The 4250-nt window shown below is 61.9% G+C and carries 5 protein-coding genes; all 5 read left to right on the top strand.

The features are described 5' to 3' along the window. Positions 1 to 577: ABC transporter ATP-binding protein (locus NTW95_15575; protein MCX6558825.1), on the top strand; the 577-nt coding region annotated here is incomplete at its 5' end. Further along, positions 574 to 1749 carry an FtsX-like permease family protein gene (locus NTW95_15570; GenBank protein ID MCX6558824.1) on the top strand — a complete coding sequence of 392 codons (1176 nt, stop codon included), beginning with the start codon at positions 574 to 576 and terminating at the stop codon, positions 1747 to 1749. The genes NTW95_15575 and NTW95_15570, both read left to right, overlap by 4 nt. Further along, on the top strand, positions 1746 to 3020 hold the full coding sequence (locus NTW95_15565; GenBank protein ID MCX6558823.1) for an FtsX-like permease family protein: 1275 nt from the start codon (positions 1746 to 1748) through the stop codon (positions 3018 to 3020). The genes NTW95_15570 and NTW95_15565 overlap by 4 nt, the downstream gene beginning before the upstream one ends. After that, on the top strand, positions 3017 to 3754 hold the full coding sequence (locus tag NTW95_15560) for an outer membrane lipoprotein-sorting protein (protein MCX6558822.1): 738 nt from the start codon (positions 3017 to 3019) through the stop codon (positions 3752 to 3754). Before NTW95_15565 ends, NTW95_15560 begins: the two co-directional genes overlap by 4 nt. A 119-nt stretch (positions 3755 to 3873) precedes the next feature. After that, positions 3874 to 4250, top strand: a 377-nt coding sequence (locus NTW95_15555; protein ID MCX6558821.1) for a hypothetical protein, incomplete at its 3' end; no start/stop codon positions are given.

Raw genomic sequence — 4250 nt, 5'->3', positions numbered from 1 at the left:
CGGTTCCGGGAAGACCACCCTGCTCAACATTCTCGGCTCTTTGGACACGCCCACCTCCGGGAGCGCGGAAGTGCTGGGGAGCAAGGTCGAGAAGTTGTCCCACCGCGACGCGGCGGCGCTGCGCAACCATTCCATCGGCTTCATCTTCCAGACCTTCAATCTACTGCCCGTCTACACGGCCTATGAAAACGTGGAATTCCCGCTGCTGCTGCTTAAAACACCGGCCGGGCAGCGGAAAAAAATGGTCATGGAGGCCCTGGACTGGGTCGGGCTGGCCGACCGGGCGCGCTCGCGGCCGGCGCAGCTGTCGGGCGGGGAAAGCCAGCGCATCGCCATCGCCCGGGCCATGGTCAAAAAACCGGAGCTCGTCCTGGCCGACGAGCCGACCGCCAACCTCGACGCGGCCAATTCGCACCACATCATGAAGACGATGGTCGATCTGAACGAGAGCCTGCGCACGACTTTCGTCTTCGCCACACACGACGAAAAGGTCATGCGTTATTTGAAAAGAAAAATATCGCTGAACGACGGCAGGGTCGAGAAGGACGAGATCGCGAAGCCGGAGGCGGGAAAATGATCATCCCCAGACTAGCCTGCAAAAACATTTTCGGCGCCGGCCTGCGCACCTGGCTGAACGTGGTCGCCCTCTCCTTTTCCTTCGTGGCCATCATTTTTCTGCAAGGCCTTTACAACGGCATGAACGAGCAGGTCGAAAAAGCGACGAAGGACGCCGAATACGGCGGCGGCCAGTATTGGCAAGGCAGCTACGATCCGCTCGATCCGCTGGCGCTGAACGACGCTCATGCCAGGGTCCCGGACGAGCTGCAGCGGCTGATCGCGGCGAACAGGGCGCTCCCCATCCTGGTCCGGCAAGCGACGATCTATCCCAACGGCCGCTTCCAGAACGCACTGCTGAAGGGGATACCACCCGGGCAGCGCATCCTGACCATCCCCACCTCCGCCCTGGTGGTGGCGCCGGAGGGCTCCATCCCGGCGCTGATCGGCGAACGCATGGCCAGAAGCACCGGCCTGAAGGTCGGCGACGAGGTCACCGTGCGCTGGCGGGATGCATCAGGCACCTTCGACGCCGACGATCTAAAAGTTGCCGCGGTAATGAAAACCAACGTGGCCGACATCGACAGCGGGCAGCTCTGGATCCCCATTGAGAAGATGCGCGCCATGACGGCCATGCCCGGTGAAGCCACCATCGTGGTCCTGGAAAAAGGCTCGTTGTTCGGGGCCGCGGTCCCCGGCTGGCAGCACCGTGACCTACGCTTCCTGCTGCGCGACCTGCGGGCGCTCTTTCTGTCCAAGTCGATCGGCGGCAGTATTTTTTATATCCTGTTGCTGTTGCTGGCCATGCTGGCCATTTTCGATACGCAGATACTGTCCATCTTCCGCAGACGAAAGGAGATGGGCACCCTGATGGCCCTGGGCATGACGCGGGCAAAGATCATCCAGCTGTTCACCCTGGAAGGGGCCATGCACGCCGTGCTGGCGGCGTTGGTCGCCGCCGCCTACGGAGTGCCCTTGCTGGCTTACGTCGCGACCGCCGGCTACGGTCTGCCCGAGGCGACGGGGAATTTCGGATTTGCCATCGGCAACCGCATCTTTCCGGTCTTCAGCGTCGGCCTGGTCATCGGCACGACGCTGCTGGTTTTTATCGTGACCACGATCGTCAGCTACCTGCCGACGCGTCGGATCGCCAAATTGAAGCCGACCGACGCCCTAAGGGGGAAACTGACATGATCGTGTTTTTCTTGAAAGGCCTGCTGCGCGACCGCTCGCGCTCCCTATTCCCGCTGCTGACCGTTTTTTTCGGCGTTTTCCTGGCCGTCTTCATGTACGCATTCATGAACGGGGTCATCGGCGACATGGTCGGCACCACCGCCCACTACCAGACCGGGCATGTGCGCGTCCTGACCCGGGCCTATGCCGAGGAGGCGGACCAGAACCCGAACGACCTGGCCCTGACCGGGCTGGCCAAGACCCTGCAGACGCTGCGGGCGAAATTTCCAGCCATGGTTTGGACACCGCGGATCAGGTTCGGCGGCCTGCTGGACATCCCCGACGAAAAGGGGGAAACGAAGACCCAGGGGCCGGCCAGCGGCATGGCGGTTGACCTGTTCTCTACCAGCAGCCCCGAACCCAGGCTGCTGGACATCCGCAAAGCCATCGTGCGCGGGGCCATGCCCCAACGTCCCGGCGACGTATTGATCGGCGACGATTTCGCCAGGAAGCTGAACGTGGCCCCCGGCGCCACGGCGACGCTGATCAGCTCCACCATGTACGGCAGCATGACCATGGCCAATTTTAAGATCGCGGGAACGGTCCGCTTCGGCGTCGCGGCCATGGACCGCGGCGCGATGATCGCCGACGTCGCGGACATCCAGTCGGCCCTGGACATGGAGGACGCGGCCGGCGAGATCGTCGGGTTTTTCCCCGATGACGTGTACCATGACGAGGCGGCGAAACTTATGGCGGCATCATTCAACCGGGAATTCAATAATCCCGGCGACAAGTTTTCGCCGCGCATGGGAACGCTGCCCGACGAAAGCGGGCTGGGCGACTACCTGTCCCTGGTCGATTCGATGGGCATCATTATCATCGCTATCTTCGTGTTGGCCATGTCGATCGTCCTGTGGAACGCCGGTTTGATGGGCAGCCTGCGCCGCTACGGCGAGATCGGCGTGCGGTTGGCGGTCGGCGAGAACAACGGCCACATTTACCAAACCCTGATCCTGGAATCCCTGGCTATCGGCATCTTCGGCTCGGTCCTGGGGACGCTGGCCGGCGTCGGCCTCGCCTACCTGATGCAGGTGCACGGCCTCGACTTCAGTTCCCTGTTCAGGAATTCGGCGATGATGGTGCCCAGCGTCTACCATGCCCGGGTCACCCCCGGCTGCTTCATCATCGGCTTCGCGCCGGGGATCATCTCGACCGTCCTGGGGGCTTCCATCGCCGGCGTCGGCATCTACAAAAGACGGACAGCGCAGCTGTTCAAGGAGCTCGAAGCATGAAACACGCACCCCTGGCTTTGCTGCTGATTTTACCGGCGCTGCTTTTGCCGCAAGAGCCGACCGCCGGCCAGATCATCGAAAGGGTGGATCAGAACACGATAGCCGACAGCAAAGTCGTCGTCTCCAAGCTGGTCATCCATGGCCGGCGCGGCGAAAGGACTGTCGAGGCGAAATCGTGGCAAAGGAACCTCGGCGATTCGTTCACCGAGTACCTCGCCCCGCCCCGCGACCAGGGGACGAAAATGCTGAAGCTGGGCGACCAGCTATGGACCTATTCGCCGGCGACGGACCGCACCATTCTGATCAGCGGGCACATGCTGCGCCAGTCGGTCATGGGTTCGGACCTGTCCTACGAGGATATGATGGAGGACCCTTATCTTCAGCACCAGTACAATGCGCAAATCGTGGGCAGCGAAACGGTCGCCGGCCGCCCCGCCTGGGTCCTGGAATTGAAGGCGAAAAAGGAGGGTGTGGCTTACGACAAGCGGACGGTCTGGGTGGACCGCGAGCGCTTCTTTATCGTCAAGGAGGACCTGTACGCCAAAAGCGGCAAGCTCCTCAAGCAGGTCCTGGTCCAGGAGATGATGAAGGTCGAAGGGAGATGGCTGCCGCGCCGGGCGACATACAAGGATGTGTTGAAGGAAGGAGAGGGGACCGAAATGATCCTCGAATCGATCGCTTTCTCCGAAGACATCCCGGCTTCGGTTTTTTCCAAAGCCTCGCTGCGCAAATGACGCGGCCCCCGCGGGTCGCGGCGAAAAAATAACCATATGCCGCCCCGGCAGCAGCGGCGGTAAAACGGATTTTGTGATATAATGCGGACTCCAAATACGATGGGAAACCGGAAGAATTCATGATAAGCAACGAAATCTGGCTGCTGGCAGGCACAGCGGTCTTCCTGGGATTTTTCCATACCCTCGTCGGTCCCGACCACTACCTCCCCTTCATCGCCATGGCCAAAGCCCGGCAGTGGCCGCTGCGCAAAACCCTGCTGATCTCCTTCTTTTCGGGTTTGGGCCACGTGCTGAGCTCGGTCGTGCTGGGCTTTCTCGGCCTGGCCCTGGGCATCGCCGTGAGCAGGCTCGAGCTGGCCGAATCGTGGCGCGGCAACGCCGCCGCCTGGCTCTTCATCGGCTTCGGCTTCGCCTATCTCGTCTGGGGGCTGCACCGGGCGATCAAGAACAAGCCCCACCAGCACCTCCATGCCCATGCCGACGGCTCGATCCACGA

This window comes from Candidatus Aminicenantes bacterium (genome assembly GCA_026393795.1).
Lineage (GTDB): Bacteria > Acidobacteriota > Aminicenantia > UBA2199 > UBA2199 > UBA2199.
This window is presented reverse-complemented; position numbering and strand designations above follow the sequence as displayed.